This is a genomic window from Paraburkholderia sp. OAS925 (assembly GCF_040543975.1).
Lineage (GTDB): Bacteria > Pseudomonadota > Gammaproteobacteria > Burkholderiales > Burkholderiaceae > Paraburkholderia > Paraburkholderia graminis.
In genome coordinates, this window is the sequence record NZ_JBEUNO010000002.1 from 2,729,458 (window position 1) to 2,750,071 (window position 20,614).

Below are 20,614 nucleotides of genomic sequence, written 5' to 3' on the forward strand. Positions count from 1 at the left end.
CCGTAGACGGGAGCATTGATAAACCGACTCAAGGTATCCGGTTTGTAGAATCGACTTCTACAATGAAAGAGCGTTGACGTGCGCGCTTGCAGGTCCGCCGCAAGCTGCAATGCGCGCTTAGCCGATTCTTCCGGGATAAGGAAATGTCATTTCACTTCGAGGCATTTTATTTACGCGGATGACCCATTACCTTTCGTTTAAGACGCCTTGAGCGCACAACGGAGACACGCACGATGCGCAACATCAACGAAGACACCATCACTCAGGCCGTTATCGCCTCGCTCGCGGAGTGCAAGGACGCGAGACTCAGGACCGTCATGACGAGCCTGGTTCAACATCTTCACGCTTTCGCCCGCGACGTTCATCTCACTGAGGACGAGTGGTTTAAAGCCATCAGGTTTCTGACGGAAGTAGGTCATATCACCGACGACAAACGGCAGGAATTCATTCTGCTGTCGGACACGCTTGGCCTTTCAATGCTGGTCATGTCGCAGAACAATCGCAAACCATCGAATTGCACGGAAGCAACCGTGTTCGGGCCGTTCTACGTAGAGGGAGCGCCTCTCTACAACAACGGCGACGACATTTCGAATGGTGCGAAAGGTGCGCCTTGTTATGTGAAGGGGCAGGTTCGCGGCGCCAGAGGCGAAAGCATCGCGAACGCCCAGATTGACGTTTGGCAGTCGGACGAAGACGGTTTCTACGATGTCCAGAACCTCGACGAGGCAGGCAACGCCGTCCATCGCTGTCGCGGCCGACTGAACGCAGATGCTGAAGGGTATTTCAACTTCCGCTCGATTCTTGCCGAGGCATATCCCATCCCGCACGACGGACCCGTTGGCCGCATGCTGGCCGCTGTCGGTCGTCATCCGTGGCGACCAGCGCACCTGCACTTCATGATTGAAGCGCCTGGCTACGAGACGCTCATTACGCATGTGTTTCGTGATGGCGACCAGTATCTCGACTCGGACGTCGTGTTCGGCGTGCGCTCATCGCTGATTGCCGATTGGAAGCGTCATGAGCCAGGTGTAGCGCCGGACGGCCGCGAAATGACAGTGCCGTGGTACTCGCTTGAATACGACTTCGTGCTCAACCCGTCGGAGGCACACGCATGATTCGGCACATCGTCATGTGGCGTGTCAAAGGCGACTCGCCTGCAGAGCGGCTAGCTGCGTCCAACCTCGTTAAGACCAGTTTCGAAGGCTTGCGCGGCTGTATCCCCGGCATGCGGCACCTCGAAGTCGGACTTGACTCTAGCCAGGTCGATTACGCGTGCGACGCCGTTCTCATCACCGAGTTCGACTCGCAGGAAGCGTTGGAAGCCTATGCGTCTCACCCCGAACATCTGCGCGTTCGTCACGAACTCGGCGACCTTCGCACTGCACGGTTCCAGGTTGATTACCAGTTGGAAGCGGGGTTGAGTTTCGAGAGTACAGCGGAGTTATCCAATGCAAAAGCGTGAGTTCGTTTATCAGGCGCGTGCCGGTCGAGTTGTCTTTGGCCCAGGCAGTTTGCAGCACCTCGAGCGCGAAGTACTTCAACTGGGTTCGGAGCGAGCACTCATTCTGTGCAGCCCGGAGCAAAAAGAGACCGGTGAAGCCATCGCTGCGCGCCTGGGCGCGCGAGCCGCCGCTGTGTTCGACCGCGCGGTCATGCACGTGCCGCTCGAGTTGGCCAAGGAAGCTCGCGCACTGGCAAGAGAGCTGAACGCCGATTGCGCCATTGCCGTTGGAGGCGGCTCGACGATAGGTTTAGGCAAGGCAATCGCGCTCGAATCGGACTTGCCGATTCTCGCCGTGCCGACGACTTATGCAGGCAGCGAAATGACGCCTATCTATGGCATCACCGATGCGGGCCTGAAGAAGACCGGAACGGACCTGCGCGTGTTGCCTAAGACAGTGATCTACGATGCGGACCTGACGATGTCGCTTCCTGTCGCGCTATCGATCACGAGCGGCATCAACGCAATTGCCCATGCCGCTGAAGCGCTCTACTCGCGTGACGAGAACCCCGTGACGAGTTTGATGGCGGAAGAAGGCATCGCTGCTCTGGCGCGTGCTTTACCGCTTATCGTGGCCAACTCGCACAACGTGGAAGCTCGCGCTGAAGCACAGTACGGTGCCTGGCTCTGCGGAACGGTGTTGGGCAGCGTGGGCATGGCGCTTCATCATAAGTTGTGTCACACGCTCGGCGGAAGTTTCAACCTGCCGCACGCTCAGACACACACCATCGTTCTCCCACATGCGCTTGCGTATAACCGGCAAGCCGCTCCAAACGCGATGCAACGGATAGCCCGCGCTCTAGGTTCGCAAGACGCGGCATTGGGTGTCTATGAGCTCGCTAAACGCTGCGGTGCGCCGCTTGCGTTGAAAGACATCGGGATGTCCGCCGAAGATGTGTCGAAGGCCGCCGATATAGCCAGCTCGAACCCCTACTGGAATCCGCGTGAAATCGAGCGAGACGCGCTGCTTGCGCTTCTGCAGGATGCCTTCGATGGCGTCGCACCGCGCGGCGCAACAACAACTCAATCAGAGTAAGGAGACGAAAATGAACTTCACAGTCTACTGTCTTGATCATCCGAATATGGTCGAGCGTCGCCTTGAGAACTATGACGCGCACAAGGCCCATTTACAGACAGCACCTGTAAAGACACTCATCTCCGGGCCGCTGACGAAAGCTGACGGCCAGACGATGATTGGCAGCTTCTTTCTCTATGAAGCCGATGGCATTGAAGAGATTCAAAAATTCGTAGAAGCCGACCCGTTCAACAAAGCCGGAATTTGGGACGCGGTCGATATCAGGCCTTTCATCAAGCGGGTCGACAACCGCTAAGTCCGTCGTATCACGGCGCTGTTTGAAAGCGAATGGAAATGGCATCGAGTTCCTGAACGCTCGCAAACTACAGAACATTGAATGGAGACATCATGCAGACAGGCCTCGAAGGGAGAATCGTGCTCATCACGGGCGGAGCCCAGGGTATCGGACGCTCGACCGCTTTGGGTTTCGCACGTGAAGGCGCACGTCTTTGCATCATCGACATCGACGCGCATGCGCTGAAGGAAACCGAGTCGGAATTGCGCGCGCTCGGCACTGACGTCACGACTGCGCAGGCAGATTTATCCACGGCCGATGGCGTGAAAAGCGGCATCGACGCGGCCCTTAAGCCGCACAACGGGCAGGTGGACATTCTCGTGAACAACGTCGGCGCGGGGAAGGTCCGTACGTTCGAAGAACTCTCGGACGAGGAATGGGACTTCACGATGAGCCTTAATTTCATGAGCTATGTCCGGACGTGTCGATACCTGCTGCCGGTACTGCGTGCTCGCGAGAACTCGGTGATTATCAACAACGCGTCGGACCTCGCCCGCCAGCCCGAACCTGTTCCGATTGATTACTCCGCATCCAAGGCGGCTGTACTCGCTCTGACAAAAGGTCTCGCGCGAGCCGAAGCTCCGAGAATTCGCGTGAACGCGGTTGCACCGGGTCCGGTCTGGACGCCGTTCTGGACGAAAGACGGGGGATTCGCCGACACGATGGGCAAGTTTCATGGCATGGCTCCGAAAGACGCGGTCGAGCATGAGTTGTCTCTGCGCCAGTTGCCGTTAAAGCGGCTGGGCCAGCCGGATGAAGTGGCCAACGTGATTGTTTTCATGGCTTCCGACCTCGCGTCGTTCGTCACCTCTGCCGTCTGGGGTGTCGATGGCGGCAGTATCCGCAGCCTGATTTGAAGGCCGCATTGTTCCGGGGACCCGCGTATGTCTGCTTACGACCATGTGGTTGCAGCGAAGGTATCGCAGAGAGAACGCGCATTTCTTGTCGAGGCGCTGGAGTTGTTGATGCGTGAGCGCTCAAACGCGCTTCGCATCGCGACGGATGTAGCAAAAGCGCGTGGAGACCGAGTGCCGGAAGTCCAGGAGTTTGGTCTTGACGACATCCTGCGGCTTAGCCGACAGATCGCTGTATCGGCGCTTACCGAAATCAAGAGTGAATAGCCGGGGCGCTTCACGCGCCGACGAAATATAGGAGACTCAGATGTTGCGTATCGCTGTTCTCGGTGCCGGACGCATCGGAAAAATTCACGCGGCCAATGTTGCCGCAGACCGTCGAGTGAAGCTCGTCGTTGTGGCCGACCCGAACAAGCAAGCGGTTGAGGCGCTCGCCGCAGAACTCGGTTGCGACTCGTCTGTGGATTGCAAGTCCGTAGTCGATCGGGAAGATGTCGACGCCATCATCGTCGGCACACCGACAGATACACATATCGACCTGACGCTGCAGGCCGTCCGGCTGGGCAAGCCGGTACTCTGCGAGAAACCCATCGACCTCGACATAGACCGGGCGCTCGCCGCGGTCGAAGAAATCGAGCGTCTTAACGGGCGCGTGATGCTCGCCTTCAATCGACGCTTCGACCCGGATGCAATGCGGCTCAAGCAGGCTATCGACGAAGGCGAAGTCGGCGATGTTCGCCAGGTCGTCATCACGAGTCGCGATCCCGGCCTCGCGCCGCGAGAGTATCTGCAGCACTCGGGCGGAATCTTCCGTGACATGACGATTCACGATTTCGACACTGCTCGCTGGCTGCTCGGCGAAGAACCGGTCGAAGTGATGGCAATGGGCAACCGCCTGGTCGACCCGGGTCTGGAAGAGCTTCCGGACTACGACAGTGTGATGGTGCTGCTGCGGACGGCGTCGGGCAAGCAGTGTCACATCAACGGTTCACGCCAGGCCGTGTATGGCTTCGACCAACGGGTCGAAGTCTTTGGTTCGAAAGGGATGGTTTTGAATGAAAACCACAGGCCGTCGAGCCTGCGCCGGTGGACGAGCGACAGGACCGAAGCGCGCGAGCCGCTGCTCAATTTCTTTCTTGAGCGGCACGCCGATTCATACAAGGTCGAACTGGACCGCTTCCTGACGGCGCTCGAAAACAACGCACCGATGCCTGCAACGCCTCGGGACGGTATTCGCGCGCTGCGAATTGCGAACTGCGCCCTTGAGGCGGCCAACACAGGCTGCGCGGTCAAGATTTAATCGGGACCGTTGGCCGTTGACTTCCGCGTTGCAGGTTGACAGTGCTCGCGTTCGTGCCCTATAGGTGGAATCAAACTCGTCAACGGGGCATGACATGGCGCAGGTCGACACATTCAGCGGGATATTGATATTCGTCACCGCAGCGAAGTCGCGCAGCTTCACCGACGCAGCCGAAGAACTCGGGCTGACCAAGTCGGCCGTCGGTAAAGCAATCGCAAAGCTCGAAGACCGGCTCGGCGCGCAGCTATTCCATCGCACGACGAGAAGCATCTCGCTCACGGCCGACGGCGACGCCTATTTTGCGGCATGCGCTTCTGCACTCGACGAAATCAGCACAGCGGAAACCGCGCTTGGCCCGGGAAACCAGCGGCCAGTCGGTCGCTTGCGGATCGACATGCCGGCAGCTTTCGGCCGACGCATTCTCGTTCCAATTCTGCTGGACATTGGTCGAAAGCATCCTGACCTGCAGTTCACGATGACGTTCTCGGACCATCTCATTGACCCGATTGAGGAAGGCGTTGACCTTGTGATTCGATTCGGCGAACTCGAAAGCTCGAGTGGTCTCGTTGCGCGTCGTCTGACCAGCCAACGGATGGTGATTGCGGCATCGCCTGACTATCTTGCGCAGCGCGGCACTCCGGGCACGCTTGAAGATCTGAAGAATCACTCATGCATTGTCGGCCATCGCCGTGGTCAGCCGCTTTCATGGCGCGTGAATGTCGATGGCGAGGTCTCCCGGATTTCGCCGCCTGCAACCCATCAAATCAGCGACGGCGACTCGATCGTGGAGGCCGCGCTCGCGGGCCTGGGACTTTGCCAGATGCCAATGTCTCTGCTGCGACCTCATCTGGAGTCGGGCATGTTGATATCAGTTCTCGAAGACGTTTCGAGTGAGTTCATCGACGTGCACGCGGTCTGGCCGAAGGTGGCGCATCTACGCTCCAAAGTCCGCCATGTGGTCGACACTTTTGTCGAGCTGGCCGAACAGGGCAGACTGGATTGAACCTGCCGGTTTGTTAATCGTTTTCGCTGCGAAATCACCCTTTGCAAGCGCCAGCCGCACGATAGAAGACGCGGTCATCGCGGTGTACTATCGTATCCGCAGGGCAGATGCGGTGCGGCGTCTGGGCACGTGTTCAACAGCGGTTGATCGACCGCGATGAAGCCCTTGGGGAACAGCATGAGGCGCTTGCTGGTGGCATTGGAGTGCGTGTGTGCGCTGTCGGTTGCCGCAGCGCAAGGTATGCCGCTCGTGCCAGCGCCCGGGACCACTGTCGCGGCCAGGGACTATCTGGCCGCAGCGGAGCGCGTCGTCGATGCGGCGGCGCAACCCGCCGCACCCTGGAACGGGCCGCGGAGCGGTCCGCGCGCCCAGGCCCGGCAGACGCGTCGCCATCGTTGCCGAGGATTTGCGCAACGGCGGCATCATTGGCGTGGTCGACGGTGTGCTCGAGGCGGCCAAGGTCATCGGCTGGAACGTAAGAATATTCGACTCGGGCGGCACGCCCGACCTGCGGCTAAAGATGCTTGCGAACGCGCTGGCAAGTGGCCCGGACGGTCTCATCATCGTCGGCAGCGACGCACGCGCCCTGCTGTCCGGCCTGCAGCCGTTTGCCGAACGCGACATTCCTATCGTCGGCTGGCATGTCGCCGCCCAGGCCGGACCGGTGCCGGGCACGCCCGTGGCGATGAACGTGGCGACCGATCCACTCGAGGTCGCGCGCGTGACTGCGCTCGCGGCCATCGTGCAGTCCGGCGGGCAAGCGCAAGTCGTCATCTTCACCGACTCCAATTTCCGGATTGCGCGAAGCAAGGCAGACGAAATGGCCGCTGTTGTGCGTGCGTGCAGCGGCTGTACCCTGCTTGAAGTGCGCGACGTGGCGATCTCGCGCAGCCAGGACCTGATGCCGCGCACGACACGCGCGTTGCTCGCACGTTTTGGCGAGCGCTGGACGTATGCGCTGGCCGTCAACGACATCTATTTCGACTACGCCGCGCCCGTACTGACGCAGGCCGGGATTCCAACCACCGCGATGGCCATGCTGTCGGCCGGCGACGGCAGCGAGTCCGCCTTCCTGCGGATCCGGACGGGCAGCTTCCAGACCGGCACCGTGGCCGAACCACTGAATCTGCATGGCTGGCAGTTGGTAGATGAAATGAACCGGCTGTTCGCCGGTGCAGGCGTCACGGGTTACGTCTTCCCCGTGCACCTCGTGACGGCGAACAATGTCGCCGCGGACGGCGGCGATCGTCTGATCTATGACCCGGCCAACGGTTATCGTGACGTCTATCGCCGCATCTGGCAACGCCCGTGAAAGCTCCTCTGCCCCGCTCGCTCACCGCGCAATTCACCTTCGTGGTTTCCTGCCTCGCGGCGCTCGTCGTCGCGGTCGGCGCCACGACCCTGTACTCATTGGCCGGCTCTGCCCACGCAATTCGTCAGTTGGCCGAAGAGCGGCTGGCTCGCCAGGAGGATGCACAAGACCTGGCGCAGCAAACCCTGATCATCGAGCGCCTCGCGCTACAGCTCTCGCGTGACGATACCGTCGACGCGGTGCGCGAGACGCATCGGCGTGTGCTCGAACAACTGGTGTCGTTCGATCGCTCGGTGGACCGCCTGGCCTCCGCGACCACCAGCGACAACCTGGGCGTCGACGCGCTGACGCTGCATCGGTCGAGCCAGCGTTTTCGCAACACGGTCAATATCGAGGCCCAGTTGCGCGAGACCGCGCTCGGCGCCGACACGATGTCGCAGGCCGTGCCTCGGCCTGGCGCGTCATTGGCCAGCCTCGACGACGATCTTCGCCGCCAGGCCGACGCCTTGGCGGCCGCAGCCCGCGATCAGTCTGACTATTTCACGCGAGATTATCGGAAAGCCGTTCAAGGCCTCGCCGACGATGTAAACCGCACCCGCATGTGGGTGGCCGGCGAGGTGGCGGTGAGCCTGCTGCTTACCTGGCTGATCGCCCATGCATTCCTCGGTCGTCACGTCGTGGCGCGGCTGCGCCGGGTCAGCCACTTCCTGCGTCACGGTGATGTCGGCGGCGTCCAGGCAGGCGTGCCCGTTCATGGCGGCGACGAGATTGCCGACATGGCGCGCGCCGTCGAGCAGTTCCTGAAGGATCGGCGCCAGCGTCGGCAGGCCGAGGATGCGCTCAAGGAACTCAACGCCGGACTCGAGGCGCGCGTTGCGGAGCGCACGGCTGAACTCAGTGCTGCGCTCGCGGGTCAGACGGCGGAAATCGTCGAACGACAGCGTGCCGAGCAGGTTGCGCGAGCGAGCGAACACTTCCTGGACAGCATTGTCGAGAACATCCCCGACACGATTTTCGTAAAGGATGCGGCGACGCTGCGCTTCGTGCGCATCAACAAGGCGGGCGAGCAATTGCTCGGCTACGGGCGCGAACAGATCATCGGCAAGTCCGTGCATGACATGTTTCCGGCGCAAGAGGCAGAATTTTTCGCGCTGAAGGATCGTGACGTGCTGAAGTCGCATCAGATGGTCGACGTGCCCGAGGAGCCGGTCGAAACCGTTCACGGGCAGCGTCTGCTGCACACGATGAAGATCCCCATCGTCGACGAGCGCGGCGAGCCGCAGTTTCTGCTCGGCATCTCGCGCGACATAACCGGGCAACGGCGAGCCGAAGAGGAATTGCGGCGCTATCGCGAACACCTCGAGGACATGATCCGCGAGCGAACGGCCGAACTGGCCGTCGCGAAGGAGCGCGCCGATGCGGCCAATCAGGCCAAGGGCGCCTTTCTCGCGCACATGAGCCATGAACTGCGTACGCCGTTGAACGGAATTCTGGGCTACGCGCAGATACTGAAGCGCGATAAGAACCTGGACCGACGCCACGTCGATGGAATCACGGTGATCCAGCGCAGCGGCGAACATCTGCTTGCAATCATCAACGACATTCTGGACATGGCAAAGATGGAGGCCGGAAAGGCGGAGCTCACTTTGTCCGACGTTCCGCTCGAGGGGTTTATCTACTTCATCGCCGAGACGATCCGGGTTAAGGCAATGGAAAAGGGCTTGGCCTTCGCGTGCGAGCTGGCGCCCAATCTTCCTGCGGCTGTGCGAGTCGATGAAAAACGGCTGCGCCAGGTGCTGCTCAACCTGCTCTCCAACGCAATCAAATTCACGGAGACGGGCAGCGTGCGCCTGCGCGTCGGGTGGATGCCGCCCGCGCGGTTGTCTTTCGAAGTGCGGGACACGGGCATTGGTATACACGAAGCGCGTCTGGGGGCAATCTTCCGGCCGTTCGAGCAGGTAAGCGATGCCCGGCACCAGATAGGAGGCACCGGGCTGGGCCTCACTATCAGCCGGCAGCTCTTGCGCCTGATGGGCGGCGAGATCCGCGTCGACAGCCGCCACGGCGCGGGCAGCGCGTTTTCCTTCGAGTTGAACGTGCAGGTAGTGGCGCATCAGTCAGTTGCCATTCCGCCCGAGCAAGCGGTCAGCGGTTACAAGGGACCGCGCAAGCTGATTCTCGTCGTGGATGACGTCGCGGTAAACCGTGCTGTGGCGATCGATATGCTCGGTCAGCTCGGATTCGACGCGGTCGGGGCCATCAACGGATTCGAAGCATTGGAAAAAGCGCAAGCGCTACAGCCGGCGCTCATCCTGATGGATGTGGTCATGCCAGAGATGGACGGACTTGAAGCGACGCGGCAGCTTCGCTCGATTTCCGAGTTCGCCGATCGGCCCATCATTGCCGTATCCGCCGGCGCCTCGGGGAGCGACGCCGCGAAAAGTCTGGCGGCCGGTGCAAACGCGTTTCTGCCAAAGCCAATCGACTTCAGCGCGCTGCTGTCGCAGATCCAGATGCTTCTTTCGATCGAGTGGATCTACGAAGTTCCGCGGACGCAAGCCGCCGCTCCGTCGATGGAAAGCTTCATCATGCCGCCGCCAGGGGAACTTGAAGCGCTGCACCACCTGGCGCGACTCGGCGACATGCGTGCCATCGCGCAACACGCCACGCAGGTTGCCGGGCTTGACGAGCGATATCGTCCGTTCGCCGATCACCTTTGCCAGTTGGCGAAGGACTACCAGTCGAAGGCAATCCTAAGTTTCGTCGACCGATGTCTGGAAAGGAGGAGCGTGCCGTGATTGTGGGCAGATCACCACCGCGCCCCCCTTACAACGTCAACTGGAACGAACGCGCAAGAATGCCCGGCAATTGCATGCCGCCCGTCGCCCGCTCGCCCCACGTGCCGTCGCTGAGCAGCAATTCCGCTTGCGCGCCAAGCTCCTCGAGCTCGCTGCCGAGCAGCCGATACAGGCTGTCGTCAAAGCGCATCGCGTCGAGCGGCGCGACGATCTGCCCGTCCTCGACCCAGAACGTCGCGAATCGCGTCATGCCGGTGAGGCGGCAATTCATGCGGTCCGAAAAGTTCACGTACCACAAGTTGCCGACATAGAGACCCGTGCCGATCCGGGCGAGAACGTCGTGATCCGCGAGACCGCCGGCCTGCATTGCAAGCGACGTTGGCGCTTCTTCAGCAAGCGCGCCGTTCGGCGTCAAGCCGTATTCGCGTGCGCTTCTTGCGTTGGTCAGCGTGCCGGCGCTGCGCCCCGCGTCGATGAGCGCGACCCGCTCACGCAGATAACCGTCTTCGTTGAAGGCCGGCGCGATGCCCAGCTCCAGTTCCTCGGCTATCGAGACGCGCGGGTCAAGCGCGACTTCGCCCACGTGCAGCTTGTATAACTCGCTGCGCGAACTGGCCTGCGCGCGCGCCGAGAAGCCGCGCCATGCCGTTACACCCAGCAGCTCCGCGAGCGCGGCCGGCGCGAGCCACGCGCGATACGCGCCCGGCGCGAGCACACGCGGTGCGCGAGCGAGCACCGCGAGCCGCCCGGCGGCCTGCTCGACTTTCGCCGCAAAAACGGCATCGCTCCAGTCGTCGCCGGCATAAGTGGTCTTGATCGCGCGGCCGCTCGGGTCGTACAGCGACCAGCTAAAATTGAAGTTGTCCACTTCGTACCAGCCGCGGCTGCCGTGCGTCGATGCAAAGCCGCGCACGATCGTGCCGCCCGCGTAGAAGCCCACGAAATCGAGGCCGCGCGCGCATTCTCCGACGATGCGCGACAAGCCGTGCGGGTCGGGCAACTTGCCCGAACGCCGCGTCGTGCGCTGCCATGCGGACGTATCGACGAGCAGATGCGGATCGTCGGCGGCATCGCGCAGCGCTTGCCGCAACATCGCCAGCGCGGCGCTCACTTCGTCGATGTCCTGCTGCAAATCGCCGCAGACCGTCAACGTGGAATACGCCTGGCGCGCGCCGTCGATCAGCCGCAAAGTCAGCTTGCCTTGCGACACGGTGCCGCTCTGGCGCACCTTGCCCGCGTTGAAGCGGATGAAGTCCGACTGCTCGCCCGGCGAACGAGCTCAGCGCGGTTTCGCCGCCTTGCTGAAGGCGCTCGATAGCGTCGGCAAGCGACGTGAAGTGCCCCTGCCAGTCGACCAGTTGCCCGGCGCGCGTCGACATGAAGTGGTTCATCATGCGCCTCCGAACACGTCGACGTTGCTGAACACGCAAGCCGGCGACGCATGCCCCACGCGAATGACCTGCGCCGGCTCGCCCTTGCCGCACATCGGCGTGCCAAACACCTCGCGCGTGTCGGCGTTGCCCACGGCGCTCAGGCTGCGCCAGAAATTCGCGGAGATGCCGCGATAGTTCGGCTGCTTGACGATCTGCGTGAGCTTGCCGTTCTCGATCAGCTGCCCGAATTCGCAGCCGAACTGGAACTTGTTGCGATGGTCGTCGATCGACCATGAGGTGTTCGTTCGCATCAGAATGCCGTGTTCAATGTTGCCGATCATCTCGTCGAGCGAACTGTCGCCGGGCTCGATATTCAGGTTCGCCATGCGGTCGATGGGCGGCCGGTTCCAGTTCGACGCACGCGAATTCGCGACGCCCGGCATGCCCGCGCGTTGCTGCGACAGCGCGCCGCCGAGCGGCCGCTCCAGCACGCCGTTGCGGATCAGATATTCCTTGCGCGCTTCGGTGCCGTCGTCGTCGAATGCATAGGACGCGGCTTCCTCGCGCAGTTCAGGATCGAAGGTCACGTTCAGCAGTTCGGACCCGTAGCGATATGAGCCGAACATGTCGGGCTTGACGAAACTCCAGCCCGCGAAGTTGCGCTCGTCGCCGAGAATGCGGTCAAGTTCCAGCGGATGCCCAATCGACTCGTGAATCTGCAACATCATCTGGTCGGGCATCAGCAGCAGATCGCGCTTGCCCGATGGGCAGTTGGGCGCGGCCAGCAATTGCAATGCTTCCGTGGCGACGCGCGGACCTGCGCCGTCGAAGCCGAAACGCGCCAGCACGTCCATGCCGCCCTGCGCAAGCGTGCCGTAATTGCCGCCGAGCGTGCGAACCTGCGTGTCGCCGTCCGCATGCGCGGCCACGCTGAGTTGCGGCATCACGAAGCGAAAGCGCTGATCGATCCGCACGCCGTCGCCGGTCATATAGAACTGATCGGTATGCGTGATCTGCACCGCCGCCACGCGTTCGACGATGCGCGAATCAAGCTTCGCAGCCGCGCATTCCGCGCTCAGGCGGTCGATCCATTCCGCGCGGCCCGGCAGCGCGTGCTGTGCATTCGGCGACACATATTCGCCGCTGACCGACGGCCGCGCCACCTCGCGATGATCGATCAACGACAATGCCGCACTCGCCTCGGCACGCGCGCTTGCGAGATCGAGCGCATGCTGAAGGCCCGCCGCCGACAGGTTGGCCGTCGCCGCATAACCGGCCCCCGCCCCGACCCACGCGATCAGCATCGCACCCCGATCGCGCACGGTGCGCAGCGGCTGCGCGACGTCGTTGCGGACTTCGTGATCGTCGATCCGCTCATCGACAATGCGCAGCGACCAGAATCCGGCGCGGCTCGTCAGTGAACGGGCGGCTTGCACCCAGCGTTCGTCAATCATTCAGGCTCCGTAGGTTTGGCGTGGGCTCAGGCAGTGGCGACAGCAGCGACGAGGCCAGCAGCGAGCGCGTGTAGGGATGCGACGGCGCGCGCAGCACGTCGAGCGTGTCGCCGCTCTCCACGACGCGCCCCGACTTCATCACGATCACGCGATGCGCGACGGCCCGCATAACCGCCAGGTCGTGCGTGATGAGAAGGTAGCTCAGCTTGCGCGTGTTCTGTAAATGTACCAGCAGCGCGAGCACCTGTTGCTGGATCGACACGTCGAGCGCGCTCGTCGGTTCATCGAGCACCAGCAGTTCCGGCTCGACTGCAAGTGCGCGCGCGATGGCGATCCGCTGACGCTGCCCGCCCGAAAATTCATGCGGGTAACGCGGCATGGCATCAGCGGGGAGCCCCACTTCGTCCAGCAGACTGGCGACTCGCGCGCGCCGCGCTTTCGCGTCGATCTCCGGGCGATGCACGGCGAGCCCTTCACCGACGATCTGCTCGACCGTCATGCGCGGCGACAGCGAACCGAACGGGTCCTGAAAGACGACCTGCATGCGCGAATACAAGGCCCGCCGGGAACTTGCGGATCTCAGCGTGGACAGCGGCATGCCGTCGATATGAACATGACCCGCGGCCGCGCGCTGCAAGCCCAGTACGGTGGCTGCGAGCGTCGACTTGCCCGAGCCCGATTCGCCGGCAATGCCGAGCGTTTCGCCGCGCCGCAAGCTGAGATCGACGTCATGCACCGCGCGAAATGTCGAGCGTCGGACCAGCGAGCGCCAGCCCTTCGCGGGCGTGCTGTAGTCGACGCACAAGCCTTGCACTTCGAGCAGACGGCGCGCGCCTTTGCCTAGCGGCGCAATCGAACGGCGCGGCTCGCTGTCGAGCAGGCGCCTGGTGTAGGGATGCTGCGGATCGCCGAACAGTGCCTCCGTCGTATTGGTTTCGACGAGCACGCCCTTCTCCATGACCGCGACGCGCTGCGCAAAGCGTCTGACGAGATTCAGGTCGTGTGTGATCAGCAGCACGGCCATGCCGCGCTCGGCGGCTTCCTGTTCCTGAAGCTCGATCAGCAGATCGACGATCTGCTGGCGCACGGTCACGTCGAGCGCGGTCGTGGGCTCGTCGGCGAGAAGCAGACGCGGACGGCATGCGAGCGCCATCGCGATCATCGCGCGCTGACGCTGGCCGCCCGACAACTGATGCGGAAAACTGTCGATGCGCCGCTCGGGCTCGGGAATGCCCGTGCGTCTGAGCAGTTCGATGCCGCGCGCCCGCGCCGCGTTGGGCCGCACGCCCTCGTGCAGACGCACGCTTTCGGCAATCTGCTTGCCGATCGTGAAGAGCGGATTGAGCGCGGTCATCGGTTCCTGAAACACCATCGCCACGTCCGCCCCGCGCACGCCGCGCATCTCCTGCTCGGTCTTGCGCAACAGGTCGTCGCCGTCGAGCAGAATGCGCCCGCCGAGTTCCGCATGATCGACGAGCCGCAGGATGGACAGCGCGGTGACGCTCTTGCCCGAACCCGATTCGCCGACCAGCGCGACGCGCTCGCCGCGCGCGATAGACAGGCTCAGATCGCGAACCGCTAGCCTATCGCCGAAACGCGCCGAAAAGCCCTCGATTTCGAGCAAGGGCCGCTCGTTTGCAGTGCGGTTCATCGCGGCGCTCCACCGAATGCCGAGCCGCGCGAACGCGTGTCGAGCGCATTGCGCAACGCGTCGCCGATAAACGTCAGCAGCAGCAGCGTGACAACCAGCGCGGCAAATGCCGACACCGAAATCCACCATGCGTCGAGATTGTTCTTGCCCTCCTGCAACAATTCGCCGAGGCTCGGCGTCGGCGGCGGCACACCGAGCCCGAGGAAATCGAGACTCGTGAGCGACAGGATCGCGGCGCTCATGCGGAACGGCAGAAACGTGATAACCGGCGTGAGACTGTTCGGCAACACGTGACGCCAGATGATCTGCGAGTTCGACAGACCCATCGTGCGGGCGGCTTTCACGTAGTCGAGCGAACGGTTGCGCAGGAATTCCGCGCGCACATAATCGGACAGCACGAGCCAGCCGAACATCGACAGAAGAATGAACAGCAGCCATAGCGTCGGCTCGAAGATCGACGCGAAGATGATGAGCAGATAGAGGTCGGGCATCGAGCTCCAGATCTCGATCAGGCGCTGGCCGATCAGATCGGTGCGGCCGCCGTAGAAGCCCTGTATCGCGCCCGCTGCGACGCCGATCAGCACGCCCGAGACCGTCAGCGCGAGCGCCATCAGCACCGACAGCCTGAAGCCGTATAGCAGGCGCGCAAGCACGTCGCGTCCGTATTGATCGGTGCCTAGCCAGTTCGACGCGGTGGGCGGCGCGGGATACGGATGCGCGGCGAAATAGTCGATGGTGTCGTAGCGGAAATGGTTCGGCGGATAGATCGCGAAGTTGCCGTTCGACTGAAGCCGCGAGCGGATATACGGATCGAGGTAATTGGCGCGTGCCGGAAAGTCGCCGCCGAAGAGCGTCTCCGGATAGTCCTTCACGATCGGAAAATAGTAATGGCCGTCGTAGCGCACCACGAGCGGCCGGTCGTTCGACAGCACTTCGCCCAGAAGGCTCACGACAAACAGCGACATGAAGATCACGAGGCTCCAGTAGCCCAGACGCTGCCGCCTGAAGCGCAGCCACGTCCGCCGCCACGGAGAAGTCACGGCTCGGCGCGTCGCGCCGGGTACATCATCGGTCCAGCCGGTTGAACTGGATGCGCGGGTCGACGAGGACATAGCAGACGTCAGCAATGAGTTTGGTTACGAGAGCGATCAGCGTGAAGAGGAACAGCGAACCCAGCACGACCGGATAATCGCGGCGAATCACGGAATCGTAGGAAAGCTGGCCCATGCCGTCGAGCGAGAACAATGTTTCGATCAGCAGGTTGCCGTTCAGAAATGCGCCGACGAAGGCCGCGGGCAAACCGGTCAACAGCGGGATGGCGGCGTTGCGCAGCACGTGTTTCCACAGCACGTCGCGCTCGGAGGCGCCCTTCGCGCGCGCGGTCAGCACGTACTGCCGGCCGATCTCCTCGAGGAACGTGTTCTTCGTGAGGATCGTGACGATTGCAAAATTGCCGACCACCGATGCCGTGACCGGCAGCACGATATGCCATAGGTAGTCGAGCAGCTTGCCGAACAGGCTGAGTTCGCCGAAGTCGTCCGATGTGAGTCCGCGCATCGGAAACACCTGCCAGAAAGTGCCGCCGCCGAACAGCATCAGCAGCAGAACGCCGAGCACGAAGCCGGGGATCGCATAGCCCGCGAGCACGAGCACGCTCGTCGCCGTGTCGAACCGCGAGCCGTTGCGCACGGCCTTGGCGATGCCGAGCGGCACCGAGACCAGATACGTGAGAAGCACCGTCCATAGCCCGAGCGTGATCGACACGGGCAGCTTCGAGCGGATCACGTCCCATACTCGCGCATGCTGGTAGTACGACTGTCCGAGATCGAAGCTCGCATAGTGTTCGAGCATCAGCCCATAGCGTTCGAGGGGCGGCTTGTCGAAGCCGAACTCTTTCCTGATCTGCGCGATCTGCTGCGGGTCGACGCCCTGACTGCCGTGATATCCGCCGCCGCCCGCGCCCGCCTCTCCGCCACGGCCGGCGCCGTGGCGGAGTTGCGTCATCACCTGCTCGACCGGCCCACCCGGCACGAACTGCGTGACGACGAACGTGAGCGTGACGACGCCAAGGAGCGTCGGCACCATCAACAACAATCGTCTGAGAATGTAGGCAAGCATGCTGCTCCTCGATTCCTCGATCCCTCGATAACGGCTAGTGAGCCGCGGATGTGACGGTCGCCGTAGCCGCGTCGCCGCGCGGGCGTCTTGCGAACCAGTAGCTGATCACCCAGTCCTCGTATCCATACGACGCCGGCACGACGTTGGGGAACCCGAGCGTCGTCTTGTAGCCGATGCGCGCCCCCGGCGCGTAGTACTCGGGCACGAGGTAATACGAGTTGATCAGCACACGGTCCAGCGCGCGGGTCGCCGCCTGCAGGTCGTCGAGCGTGGTCGCGGCGAGCGCCGCGCGAATCAGCGAATCGACCGCGGGCGAGCGAATGCCAGAATAGTTTTCCGAGCCCACCTGCGAAGCCGCCGCGCTGCCGAAGCGCCGTTCCAGTTCCACGCCCGGAATCGTCACCGGCGGATAGATGTACGTGGTCATATCGAACTGGAAGTTGTCGATCCGCTTCTGATACAACGCACTGTCGATCTCGCGCAAATGCGCGTCTATGCCGAGATTCGCGAGCGCCTGCATGTACGGCAAAATCAGACGGTCCATGCCCGGCTGATCGTCGATGATCTCGATCGTCATCGGCGTGCCGTGCTGATCGCGCAGCGCGCCGTCGCGATAGTGCCAGCCGGCTTGAGCAAGCAGATCGCGGGCGACGCGCAGATTGCCGCGCAGCGAGTTCGGCGGCAACGTGTTGGGCGGCGGCAGCATGGACCCGAACACTTCGGGCGGCAGACTCGCGCGGAACGGTTCGAGCAGCGCGAGTTCCTTCGGTCCCGGCATGCCGGTCGCGCCAAACGGACTCGCATCGAAATAGCTTTTCGTGCGCCTGTACTGGCCGTAAAACATCATGCGGTTCATCCAGTCGTAGTCGAACGCGAGCGTCAGCGCGTGGCGCACGCGCACGTCCTGGAACATCGGCTTGCGCAGATTCATCAGCATGCCCTGCATCTGCGCGGGGCCGTCCGCGAAATCGCCCTTCTTCAGCAGGCCGTTCGCGAAGTTCTTGCCCACGTACTTGCGCGCCCATTGCGTCGCGCTGTATTCGACGATCGCGTCGGCGTCGCCCGCCTTGAACGCCTCCAGTTGCGTGTAATGGTCGCGATACAGCTTGAACGTGATGTTCGCGAAGCGGTACATGCCGCGCCGCGACGGCAGGTCCGCCGCCCAGTAGGCAGGGTTGCGCCGGTAGGTGATTTCCTTGTCGTTCTTGCGCGACTCGACGAGATACGGGCCGCTCGAGATCGGCGGCTCGTTCGCGATCTGATCGAACGGCGGACGCGTGCCGTCAGCGCGCATCCCCCATTTCGGCGAGAACACCGGCAAGTCGCCGGCGATCAGCGGCGCATCGCGTTCGGCGTGCCGGAAGTCGAAGCGCACCGTCGCGCGATCGATAACCACCGCGCGCCTGATCACCGCGAACTGCGCGTTGAACATCGGCGAGGCGCGCGGGCTCGTCAACGTGTCGAACGAATATTTGACATCGGCTGCCGTGACCGGATCGCCGTTCGAAAAGCGCGCGGCCGGGTCGATGTGAAACGTCGCGGACGAGAGGTCGGGCGCGACTTCGACATCGTTCGCGATCAACGGATACTCCGACGCGAGTTCGTCCCAGCTTCGCTGCATCAGCGTGTCGAACATCAGATGCAGCACGTCCGGCGCGGGCGCGCCGCGCACGAGGAACGGATTCATCGAATCGTAGCTTTGCAATTCGTTGTAGTTCTGAAAATTCAGTGTGCCGTCCGTGCGCGCCGTGGGATCGGCGTAGTCGAAATGCGTGAAATTCGCGGCGTATTTCGGCTCGTCGTATTGCGATATGGAGGGCTTCGCGTGCGCGCCCGCGCACAGCACACCGAACGCAAGGCTCAGGCCGACAGCGCGCGGCCAGCGAAACTTCACAGGTGTCATCTGTTTCAAATGCCAGAGGTCGCGCGCCGCTTGCGAGCCGGCGCGCGATACATCGAACCGGCGCGACGATGATGATGCTCATCGCGCACGCCGCTGCTTCAATGCTGATGCCGCGTTACTCGTCGTCGGCCGGCGTGGTCTTGAACGAGAACGCCACTTCGCCGACGTACGGCTCGGCATTCTTCTCGCACCGGTACGCCTTCCCCGCAGTGACGACCGCCTCGTTGAAGACCGAGGTCGGCGGCGTCACGCGCACGATCTTGACGTCGCTCACGCTGCCGTCCGGGCTAATCGACAGATGCGCGATCACGGTCGCCGAGATACCGTCTTGCAGCGCGCGGCGCGGAATCTGCGGCTGCACCGCCTGACAGTGACCGCGTCCGTCGACCACGCCGTGCAACGCGGGCGGCGCCACCGGCGCGGGCGGAGCCGCGGGCGCCGTAGCGGGACCTGGCGTTGCATTGGCGGTGGCGAGCGCAGGCGCATTCGCGCTCGGATTCGCAGCGGGCGCGATGTTGGCGGGCTTAGGCGTCGCGGACGGCAACGCAGGCGGCGGCTTCGCCACCGGCAACGGCCTGGGCTGCTGCGGTTTGGGCGGCGGCTTCACCGGCGTCGGCGCGGGCGGCGGTTCGAGCTTCTTCACCTCGGGCGGCGGCGGAGGCGGTGGCGGCGGCATGGTCACCTGCATGACTTCGCGCGCGGGCGGCGGCTCCTGTTTGAAGCTCACGTGCGAGAGCCCCGCGACGATCAGCAGTTCGACGACGAGCGCGATCGCGAGCGCTGTCTTCATGGACATGCGGCCATGATGCGCCGGATTGGACGACGCCCATAGCGCGCCGTTCAGACGGCTTTGCGGGTCTTTCATGTCGAGTACCGGAGAGCTCATGTCGTCGGGTTCGTTGCCAGTGCAACCGAGCTGATGCCCGCCGCGCGCACCAGATCCATGACCTTGACGATGTTCTTGTAGCTCGTGCCTTCGTCGCCCGCGATCGCCACGTCGACCTTCTTCGAATCGTGCACGAGCCCTTGCAGGTGCGCGGTCAGTTCTGTCGGCGTGACCGGCTTTGCGTCGAGATAGATTTCGTCGGTCTTGGTAACGCCGATGGACACCTTCACCGTCTGCTGCAACTGCTCCGCCGTGCTCGATTGCGGCAGGTCGAGTTTGATGCCCGCGCCCTGGATCATCTTCAGCGTGGCCAGCATGAAGAACACCAGCAGGAACATCATGATGTCGATCATCGGAATGATCTCGATGCGCGCCTTCTCTTCCGCGCCCAGGTAATGGCTGCGATGGTTACGCATGATCGTTCTCCTTAGCGCGCATTCAGGCGGCGAACCGCGACACGAGCAGCGACTTGATCAGATCGAACTGATTCACCGTCATGCGGATGCGCTTGTTGAAGTAGTTCAGAAAGATCACGCAGACAATCGCGATGGTCAGGCCACAGGCGGTGGCCGTCAGCGCATGGCCGATGCCGCCCGTCACGCCGTTGGGGTTCGCGGTGCCGCTCGTGCCGAGCACGTTGAACGACTCCACCATGCCGATGATCGTGCCCAGCAGACCGAGCAGCGGGCCGAGCGTGACCGCCGTGTCGAGAATCCACAGGTTGCGGTCGAGCCGCGGCATCTGGAACATGATGGTTTCCTCGAGTTCGCGCTCGACCACCGCTTCCGGTTTGCCCCGCACTTTCAGCGCGCTTTTGACGAGTTCCCCTTGCACGGTCTGTCCGTAATGTTCGGCGACCTTTTGCGCGTCGGACAGGTTGGCCGGCTCGACCATCTTGAGATCGTGTTCGAGCGTCTTGCCTGCCTTGACCGCTCGCGAGAAAAACATGAAGCGCTCGACGATGATCGAGATGCCGAGCAGGAAGATGAAGGCCAGAAGCGGAATCAGGCCCATCGATTGAACCGAATAGTTGATAAGGGTATTGAGCACGAAAAACTCCGGTTACGTCTTTAACAAAGTTGAGCCGCCTC

At 62.6% G+C, this 20,614-nt stretch carries 17 protein-coding genes and 2 pseudogenes; 10 read left to right on the plus strand and 9 right to left on the minus strand.

The window, feature by feature from the left end; translation table 11 throughout:
* Positions 1 to 233: 233 nt before the first annotated feature.
* From ABIE53_RS30950 to ABIE53_RS30995, 10 genes and pseudogenes are all read left to right on the plus strand, one after another.
* Entirely contained in the window at positions 234 to 1,115 is an 882-nt protein-coding gene (locus tag ABIE53_RS30950; RefSeq protein WP_192700254.1) for an intradiol ring-cleavage dioxygenase, read from the plus strand.
* On the plus strand, positions 1,112 to 1,462 hold the full coding sequence (locus tag ABIE53_RS30955) for a Dabb family protein (protein WP_006050462.1): 351 nt from the start codon (positions 1,112 to 1,114) through the stop codon (positions 1,460 to 1,462). The genes ABIE53_RS30950 and ABIE53_RS30955 overlap by 4 nt, the downstream gene beginning before the upstream one ends.
* Positions 1,449 to 2,537, plus strand: a complete 1,089-nt coding sequence (locus ABIE53_RS30960) for a maleylacetate reductase (protein WP_192700255.1) — start codon at positions 1,449 to 1,451, stop codon at positions 2,535 to 2,537. The genes ABIE53_RS30955 and ABIE53_RS30960 overlap by 14 nt, the downstream gene beginning before the upstream one ends.
* 10 nt (positions 2,538 to 2,547) lie before the next feature.
* Complete coding sequence (locus ABIE53_RS30965) at positions 2,548 to 2,832, plus strand: YciI family protein (RefSeq protein ID WP_192700256.1); 285 nt, start codon at positions 2,548 to 2,550, stop codon at positions 2,830 to 2,832.
* 119 nt (positions 2,833 to 2,951) lie between these two features.
* Complete coding sequence (locus ABIE53_RS30970; RefSeq protein ID WP_376916640.1) at positions 2,952 to 3,728, plus strand: SDR family NAD(P)-dependent oxidoreductase; 777 nt, start codon at positions 2,952 to 2,954, stop codon at positions 3,726 to 3,728.
* A 27-nt stretch (positions 3,729 to 3,755) separates the two neighbouring features.
* Complete coding sequence (locus ABIE53_RS30975) at positions 3,756 to 3,992, plus strand: hypothetical protein (RefSeq protein WP_029968829.1); 237 nt, start codon at positions 3,756 to 3,758, stop codon at positions 3,990 to 3,992.
* Positions 3,993 to 4,032: 40 nt separating this feature from the next.
* Positions 4,033 to 5,025, plus strand: coding sequence for an inositol 2-dehydrogenase (gene iolG, locus ABIE53_RS30980; protein WP_192700258.1), 993 nt, complete (start codon positions 4,033 to 4,035; stop codon positions 5,023 to 5,025).
* A 94-nt stretch (positions 5,026 to 5,119) separates the two neighbouring features.
* Positions 5,120 to 6,028 (plus strand): LysR family transcriptional regulator, encoded by a 909-nt coding sequence (locus tag ABIE53_RS30985; RefSeq protein ID WP_192700259.1) that lies wholly within the window; start codon positions 5,120 to 5,122, stop codon positions 6,026 to 6,028.
* A 177-nt stretch (positions 6,029 to 6,205) separates the two neighbouring features.
* Positions 6,206 to 7,340, plus strand: a pseudogene (locus tag ABIE53_RS30990) (substrate-binding domain-containing protein).
* Positions 7,337 to 10,138, plus strand: coding sequence for an ATP-binding protein (locus ABIE53_RS30995; protein ID WP_192700260.1), 2,802 nt, complete (start codon positions 7,337 to 7,339; stop codon positions 10,136 to 10,138). The pseudogene ABIE53_RS30990 and the gene ABIE53_RS30995 overlap by 4 nt, the downstream one beginning before the upstream one ends.
* 28 nt (positions 10,139 to 10,166) lie before the next feature.
* Here ABIE53_RS30995 and ABIE53_RS31000 read toward each other — a convergent pair.
* The 9 genes and pseudogenes from ABIE53_RS31000 to ABIE53_RS31040 form a co-directional block, all read right to left on the minus strand.
* A pseudogene (locus ABIE53_RS31000) lies at positions 10,167 to 11,529 on the minus strand (metallopeptidase TldD-related protein).
* Positions 11,529 to 12,965, minus strand: coding sequence for a TldD/PmbA family protein (locus ABIE53_RS31005; RefSeq protein ID WP_192700261.1), 1,437 nt, complete (start codon positions 12,963 to 12,965; stop codon positions 11,529 to 11,531). Before ABIE53_RS31005 ends, ABIE53_RS31000 begins: the two are co-directional and overlap by 1 nt.
* The gene (locus ABIE53_RS31010) at positions 12,958 to 14,616 is read right to left on the minus strand and encodes an ABC transporter ATP-binding protein (protein WP_192700262.1); all 1,659 of its coding nucleotides are present in this window, start codon (positions 14,614 to 14,616) and stop codon (positions 12,958 to 12,960) included. Before ABIE53_RS31010 ends, ABIE53_RS31005 begins: the two co-directional genes overlap by 8 nt.
* On the minus strand, positions 14,613 to 15,728 hold the full coding sequence (locus ABIE53_RS31015) for an ABC transporter permease (RefSeq protein WP_029968817.1): 1,116 nt from the start codon (positions 15,726 to 15,728) through the stop codon (positions 14,613 to 14,615). Before ABIE53_RS31015 ends, ABIE53_RS31010 begins: the two co-directional genes overlap by 4 nt.
* The gene (locus tag ABIE53_RS31020) at positions 15,682 to 16,734 is read right to left on the minus strand and encodes a microcin C ABC transporter permease YejB (protein ID WP_006051602.1); all 1,053 of its coding nucleotides are present in this window, start codon (positions 16,732 to 16,734) and stop codon (positions 15,682 to 15,684) included. Before ABIE53_RS31020 ends, ABIE53_RS31015 begins: the two co-directional genes overlap by 47 nt.
* 34 nt (positions 16,735 to 16,768) lie before the next feature.
* Positions 16,769 to 18,637 (minus strand): extracellular solute-binding protein, encoded by a 1,869-nt coding sequence (locus ABIE53_RS31025; protein ID WP_192700263.1) that lies wholly within the window; start codon positions 18,635 to 18,637, stop codon positions 16,769 to 16,771.
* A 115-nt stretch (positions 18,638 to 18,752) separates the two neighbouring features.
* Positions 18,753 to 19,523 carry an energy transducer TonB gene (locus tag ABIE53_RS31030; protein WP_192700264.1) on the minus strand — a complete coding sequence of 257 codons (771 nt, stop codon included), beginning with the start codon at positions 19,521 to 19,523 and terminating at the stop codon, positions 18,753 to 18,755.
* Positions 19,520 to 19,939 carry an ExbD/TolR family protein gene (locus tag ABIE53_RS31035; RefSeq protein ID WP_006051605.1) on the minus strand — a complete coding sequence of 140 codons (420 nt, stop codon included), beginning with the start codon at positions 19,937 to 19,939 and terminating at the stop codon, positions 19,520 to 19,522. The genes ABIE53_RS31030 and ABIE53_RS31035 overlap by 4 nt, the downstream gene beginning before the upstream one ends.
* A 22-nt stretch (positions 19,940 to 19,961) precedes the next feature.
* Positions 19,962 to 20,573 (minus strand): MotA/TolQ/ExbB proton channel family protein, encoded by a 612-nt coding sequence (locus ABIE53_RS31040; protein WP_006051606.1) that lies wholly within the window; start codon positions 20,571 to 20,573, stop codon positions 19,962 to 19,964.
* Between the last annotated feature and the right edge of the window lie 41 nt (positions 20,574 to 20,614).

Excerpts from the sequence above, each read along its gene's own strand:
- ABIE53_RS30955 (WP_006050462.1), top strand. The coding sequence starts at position 1,112 with ATGATTCGGCACATCGTCATGTGGCGTGTCAAAGGCGACTCGCCTGCA.
- ABIE53_RS31030 (WP_192700264.1), bottom strand. The coding sequence starts at position 19,523 with ATGAGCTCTCCGGTACTCGACATGAAAGACCCGCAAAGCCGTCTGAAC.
- ABIE53_RS31005 (WP_192700261.1), bottom strand. The coding sequence starts at position 12,965 with ATGATTGACGAACGCTGGGTGCAAGCCGCCCGTTCACTGACGAGCCGC.
- iolG (WP_192700258.1), top strand. The coding sequence starts at position 4,033 with ATGTTGCGTATCGCTGTTCTCGGTGCCGGACGCATCGGAAAAATTCAC.
- ABIE53_RS31010 (WP_192700262.1), bottom strand. The coding sequence starts at position 14,616 with ATGAACCGCACTGCAAACGAGCGGCCCTTGCTCGAAATCGAGGGCTTT.
- ABIE53_RS30985 (WP_192700259.1), top strand. The coding sequence starts at position 5,120 with ATGGCGCAGGTCGACACATTCAGCGGGATATTGATATTCGTCACCGCA.
- ABIE53_RS30960 (WP_192700255.1), top strand. The coding sequence starts at position 1,449 with ATGCAAAAGCGTGAGTTCGTTTATCAGGCGCGTGCCGGTCGAGTTGTC.
- ABIE53_RS31035 (WP_006051605.1), bottom strand. The coding sequence starts at position 19,939 with ATGCGTAACCATCGCAGCCATTACCTGGGCGCGGAAGAGAAGGCGCGC.
- ABIE53_RS31020 (WP_006051602.1), bottom strand. The coding sequence starts at position 16,734 with ATGCTTGCCTACATTCTCAGACGATTGTTGTTGATGGTGCCGACGCTC.
- ABIE53_RS30950 (WP_192700254.1), top strand. The coding sequence starts at position 234 with ATGCGCAACATCAACGAAGACACCATCACTCAGGCCGTTATCGCCTCG.
- ABIE53_RS30965 (WP_192700256.1), top strand. The coding sequence starts at position 2,548 with ATGAACTTCACAGTCTACTGTCTTGATCATCCGAATATGGTCGAGCGT.
- ABIE53_RS30975 (WP_029968829.1), top strand. The coding sequence starts at position 3,756 with ATGTCTGCTTACGACCATGTGGTTGCAGCGAAGGTATCGCAGAGAGAA.
- ABIE53_RS31015 (WP_029968817.1), bottom strand. The coding sequence starts at position 15,728 with ATGTCCTCGTCGACCCGCGCATCCAGTTCAACCGGCTGGACCGATGAT.
- ABIE53_RS31025 (WP_192700263.1), bottom strand. The coding sequence starts at position 18,637 with ATGACACCTGTGAAGTTTCGCTGGCCGCGCGCTGTCGGCCTGAGCCTT.